The sequence below is a fragment of the Protofrankia sp. Cr1 genome, assembly GCF_963555865.1.
Taxonomy (GTDB): Bacteria; Actinomycetota; Actinomycetes; order Frankiales; family Frankiaceae; genus Protofrankia.
Genome location: NZ_CAUVXO010000388.1, coordinates 1 through 5074 on the forward strand (window position 1 = coordinate 1; position 5074 = coordinate 5074).

Below are 5074 nucleotides of genomic sequence, written 5' to 3' on the forward strand. Positions count from 1 at the left end.
CGGGTGTGGTCGAGTCCGCTCTGGCAACCCACTACGTGCGTTTGGACAAGCGGGTCCGCGGGTTGCGGATCGACCCGGCTGTCGCCGCGGTCCTCGCCTATGCCGCCCGCGGCCAGGCCCTCGAAGAGGGCGCGCTCGAAGACGACGAGCCGATGATCACCCTTGTTTAGGGCAGCCCGAGCGAGGAGGTGGGCAGGGTGAGGCAGGCCGCAGCCCTGGTCATCGCCGGTGTGGTTGTGCTGCTGGCCGGTATCGCCTGGTGGGTCGGCCCGCCGGTCGCGATGACACTGGCTGGCCTTGCGTTGGTCGCGGGTGGCCTGTTCGGGGTGGATGTCGAGCCGCGGACGGTGCGCCGGCGTCAGGGCCGCCGGTGACATCGCTGTGGAGTGCGTTCCGGTCTGCCCGCGCCAGCGGGCCAACGGGTCAGCAGCGGACGATGTGGAACGGCGTCAACCTCGACGTGTGGGAGTCGTGGGCGCCGACGCGCCCTGACGGTATCGAGGAGAACGGCCGTACCTTCCAGGCGTATGTGTCTGCCGGCTATGCCGCGAACGGTGTGGTGTTCGCGGTGATCCTCGCCAGAATGCTGCTCTTCTCGGAGGCGGTTTTCAAATACCAGCGGTTCAATCAGGGACGACCCGGCGACCTGTTCGGGGATCAGTCACTGGCCGTACTGGAAACGCCGTGGCCAGGCGGTACCACCGGGGACCTGCTCGCCCGGATGGAGCAGCACGCCTCCCTCGGGGGGAACGCGTTCGTCGTCCGCCCGCGCGGTGCGCAGTCGGTGCGGATAGTCCGCCCGGACTGGATGGACATCCTGCTCGGGTCGAACGTGGACCCGGAGACGCCCGGCGACCAGTACGACGCCCGGGTGATCGGCTACGTCTATCACCCGGGCGGCCGCGGCCGCGGAACCGCCGACGGGGACCTGTTCCTCGCCGACGAGGTCGCCCACTACGCCCCAATCCCTGATCCGATCGCGCACGCACGCGGGATGTCCTGGCTGACACCAGTCGTCCAGGAGATCACCGCGGACGGGCTGATGACCCGCCACAAAGGAAAATTTTTCGAGCACGCCGCCACGCCGAACATGCTCCTGAAGACCGACAGGGTACTGAACGACAAGCAGCGGACACGGCTCCTCGGTGCGCTGAAGGCACGAAACGAAGGTATCGAAAACGCCTACAAGACATTACTATTGGAAGGCGGTGTCGATGCCACCATCGTCGGGCATTCGTTCGAGCAGATATCGTTCGCAACCACACAGGCCGCCGGGGAAAACCGCATTGCTGTAGCTGCAGGGGTGCCTGGAATCGTTGCCGGGCTGAAAGAGGGACTCAGCGCCGCGACATATTCGAATTATGCTCAGGCAAAACGCAGATTCGGCGATATGACGATGCGGCCGCTTTGGCGTAATGTTGCCGGAAGCCTATCTGTTATTGTTCCGCCGCCGAAGGGCGCACGGCTTTGGTACGACGACCGCGACATCCCCGCACTCCGCGAGGACGCCAAGGACGCCGCGGAGATCCACGGCATGAACGCGACGACGGTCGCCACACTCGTCAGCGCCGGTTTCACCCCAGAGTCCGCGGTGGCCGCCGTCACGAACGGCGATCTGAATCTTCTGCGGTACGGCGGCGCGGTATCTGGCCAGCCCGCGCTGTCGCCGGCTGCGACTCCTTGACATTTCTCCTGACCTGGGAGGTCACCTGTGGATGCTCCGCGCGAGCGCATCGAGCGGATGCTGCCGGTGTCCCGCGCGGTGCTGCGGGACACCGGCGATGGCGGCGACGGTCCGGGCCGGCTCGTCGGCCACTTCGCCGTGTTCAACCAGCTCACCGAAATCCACAGCTGGTGGGAAGGCGATTTCCGCGAGCAGATCGCGGCTGGCTCGTTCCTCCGAACGTTTGGCCAACGCGCCGACCAGATCCGCTGCATCTATGAGCACGGCCGGGACGCCATGTTCGGGCGGAAACCGTTGGGCCCGCCCGATGTGCTGAAGGAGGACACGAGGGGCGCCTGGTATGAGGTGCCGCTGTTCGACAACGAGCTGAACCGGGACTACCTCGTCCCTGCTGCCCGGGCCGGGCAGCTATCCGCGTCCTTCTCGTTCGACGTGCTCAAGGAGACCTGGGAGGAAGAGCCCGCCGACGGCGGACTGCCCATCCGCACCATCCAGGAGGTCCGCCTCTACGAGTTCGGGCCGTGCCCGTTCCCGGCCTACGCCGACGCCACCGCGGGCATGCGCGCCGAGGCGTGGGACCACCTACCCGACCTGACCCGGGCGAAACTCGGCGAGCATCTCGCCGAGCACCTCGCCCGCTCCCTCACGGCGGCGCTGCCTACCGAGGTACGCGCCGAACTCGCCCGACTGATCGTCCCTGGCACTCCTGAGGTGGGACCCGGCCCTGCCACTCCCCCATCAGGATCCGCCTTCTCGTCCGTGGACCCGGCGTACGACCACTCCACGACGTCCCCCGCAACGCCCCCGGTCAGCGCTGCCGACCGGCGGGCGTTCCGCGACGCCATCACATGGAGCTGACACATGAGCACGAAGTCCATTGAACGGATCAACGCTCGACTGGCGGAGGTCCGACAGGAAATCGAGCGGATCGACGCCGACGCAGGCGACGCACCGCTGGACGAGCGGACGTCCGTGGTGTGGGGCGAACTGAGGCAGGAGGCTGAGGAGCTCGTCACGCAGCGCGCACATTTCGTGCAGCGGGAGGCGGACCGGGCGCAGCTGCGTTCCTACGCGCTGGCAAATCCGGCCGCGCGCCTCAAGGCCGTCAACTCCGACGACATGGACGCCGACCCGCTCGGCGAGCCCCGCTCGTCGGAGGACAGGTCCAGGCGTGGCACGTCTCCATGGGATTTGTCCTCGCTGCGGAACCTCGGCATGTCCCAGGAGCATTTCGGTTCCGAGCTGCGGGCCCGGGCGCTGACGGCCATCGAGCGGATGCCCGGTGCCACCCAGGCCCGGCGCGAGGCGGCGACTCGGATGGTCGAGGAGTTCGACCCGATCGAGGGGCCGACCGCCGGAGCCCTGTCCCGTCACGTACTGCTGGCGTCCGACCCGGACTACTTCCGTGCGTTTAGCAAGGCCGCGCGGGGGCCGGCGTTGTCGTTCACCGAGGATGAGCGGCGTGCGGTCGAACGTGCCATGAGCCTGACCGACGCCGCCGGCGGGTACCTGGTGCCGTTCCAGCTCGACCCGACCCTGATCCTGATCTCGGACGGGACCGCGAACCCGATCCGGGCGATCTCGCGGACGGTCGTGGCGACCGGCGACGTGTGGAACGGCGTCAGCTCGACGAACGCGCAGTGGTCGTGGGATGCCGAGGCGGCCGAGGTCTCGGATGACACGACCACCTTCGGGCAGCCCCTCGTCCCCGTCTATAAGGCCGCCGGGTTCATCCCGATCTCAATCGAGGCCCTGGCGGATGAGCAGAACGTCACGACTGCGATCAGTGATGTTCTCGCGGCCGGCAAGGAGGATCTGGAGGCCGCCGGGTTCACGACCGGCTCCGGGTCCGGCCAGCCGACGGGTATCGTCACCGCGCTGACCGGCGGATCGTCGGTGGTGACCTCGACGACCACCGACACGTTCGCCGTGGGCGATGTGTACAAGACCGAGACTGCGCTACCGGCTCGGCACCGCCGGCGGGGCCAGTGGGCCGCGAACAAGGCGATCTACCAGTCCATCCGGCAGTTCGGGACGTCGGACGGGCATGCCCTGTGGGAGCGGATCGGTAACGGCCAGCCCCCGGAGCTCCTGGGTTACCCGGCGCACGAGGCCTCCGACATGGACGGCACGATCTCGGCGACGGTCGACAACCTGATCATGGTGTTGGGTGACTGGCAGAACTACGTCATCGCCGACCGCCTCGGCATGACGATCGAGTTCATCTCCCACCTGTTCGGCTCGAACCGGCGGCCGACCGGTCAGCGCGGCTTCTACGCCTACTACCGGGTTGGCGCCGACTCCGTGAACGACGCCGCGTTCCGGATGTTGAACGTCACCTAAGTCGTCCTCAGGCCGGATGGACCTATCCCCGTCCGGCCTGGACCCACCCACCATGAGAGGGGACCGGCTGATGACCGAGGAGCCGATCGTCGCCGGCGTGCTGCGCTGCCGCGAGGCGTTCACCACCGCGGCAGCCGACGGCCAGCCGCCGCGCCAGATCGCGTTCGGGCAGCTGATCGACGCCGCCGACCCGGTCGTCACGGGCAGGCATGCCCTGTTCGAGCCGGTCGGTGATGTCGTCGCCCGCCAAGCCCAGGCTCCGGCCACCGTCGCGGCGCCGACACCGGCTGGAGTCGAACAGGCCACCGCCATACCAGGGGAACCGCGGGACGCCCAGACCTCGGGCCGCCGCTCCGGCAAATGATCCACACGGAGACGCTGCTGGCATCGGCCGCGCGAGGCGCCGGCAGCACCCTGGACATCCCGGGCCGCGGCGTACTGCGGGCTGTCCGCGCGCAGCTCGACGTCACCGCCGTGTCCGGTACCAGCCCAACCCTGGATCTCCTGCTCGAGGAGACCTTCGACGGGGCCAGCTGGGACACGGTGCTCAGCTGGACACAGGCGACCGCCGCAACCCGGGAGATTAAGACCGGGTCGGGCCTGCTGGTGCCCCGGGTGCGCCTGCGGTGGACGATCGGCGGGACGGCCAGCCCGACCGTGACGTTCAGCGTCCGCTGGCTGGCCGACTGGACCCAGTAGGCATGCCCGACCTGTTCGCACTGGAAGAACTCGCATCGCTCCTCCAGCAGGATCTTGACGCGGCGACCGCGACACTGCTGCGGGAGATGGCGACCGCAGCGGTCCGCGCCGAAGTCGGCCAGAACCTGTTCACCGCATCCAGCACCGACATCCTCGCCGGCGACGGGACCATAACGCTCCTGCTCCCGCAGGTCCCGGTCACCGCCGTCGCCAACGTGACCGTCGACGGCGTCATCGCCGACGGCTACAAGTGGCGGCCAGCCGGAACACTGACCCGGGTCAGCGGCTGCTGGCCGGACGGTGCTGATGTCACGGTCACCTACACCCACGGATATCCGGCAGAAGCCG

Annotated in this window: 6 protein-coding genes and 1 pseudogene; all 7 read left to right on the forward strand. The window is 68.3% G+C overall.

The window, feature by feature from the left end; all coding sequences use genetic code 11:
* Positions 1–197: 197 nt before the first annotated feature.
* Positions 198–374 (forward strand): hypothetical protein, encoded by a 177-nt coding sequence (locus U9980_RS21985; protein WP_322769660.1) that lies wholly within the window; start codon positions 198–200, stop codon positions 372–374.
* Between the two features lie 62 nt (positions 375–436).
* A complete protein-coding gene (locus U9980_RS21990) occupies positions 437–1684 on the forward strand; it encodes a phage portal protein (protein WP_322769661.1) in 1248 nt (415 codons plus the stop codon).
* A gap of 27 nt (positions 1685–1711) precedes the next feature.
* Positions 1712–2542 (forward strand): HK97 family phage prohead protease, encoded by an 831-nt coding sequence (locus U9980_RS21995; protein WP_322769662.1) that lies wholly within the window; start codon positions 1712–1714, stop codon positions 2540–2542.
* 3 nt (positions 2543–2545) lie between these two features.
* The gene (locus U9980_RS22000) at positions 2546–4027 is read left to right on the forward strand and encodes a phage major capsid protein (protein ID WP_322769663.1); all 1482 of its coding nucleotides are present in this window, start codon (positions 2546–2548) and stop codon (positions 4025–4027) included.
* A 70-nt stretch (positions 4028–4097) separates the two neighbouring features.
* Positions 4098–4391, forward strand: a complete 294-nt coding sequence (locus tag U9980_RS22005; protein ID WP_322769664.1) for a hypothetical protein — start codon at positions 4098–4100, stop codon at positions 4389–4391.
* Positions 4388–4726: a hypothetical protein gene (locus U9980_RS22010; protein WP_322769665.1), complete on the forward strand. Its 339-nt coding sequence runs from the start codon at positions 4388–4390 to the stop codon at positions 4724–4726. Before U9980_RS22005 ends, U9980_RS22010 begins: the two co-directional genes overlap by 4 nt.
* Positions 4727–4728: 2 nt before the next feature.
* Positions 4729–5074 (forward strand): annotated as a pseudogene (locus U9980_RS22015) (mobile element protein); the annotation flags it as partial.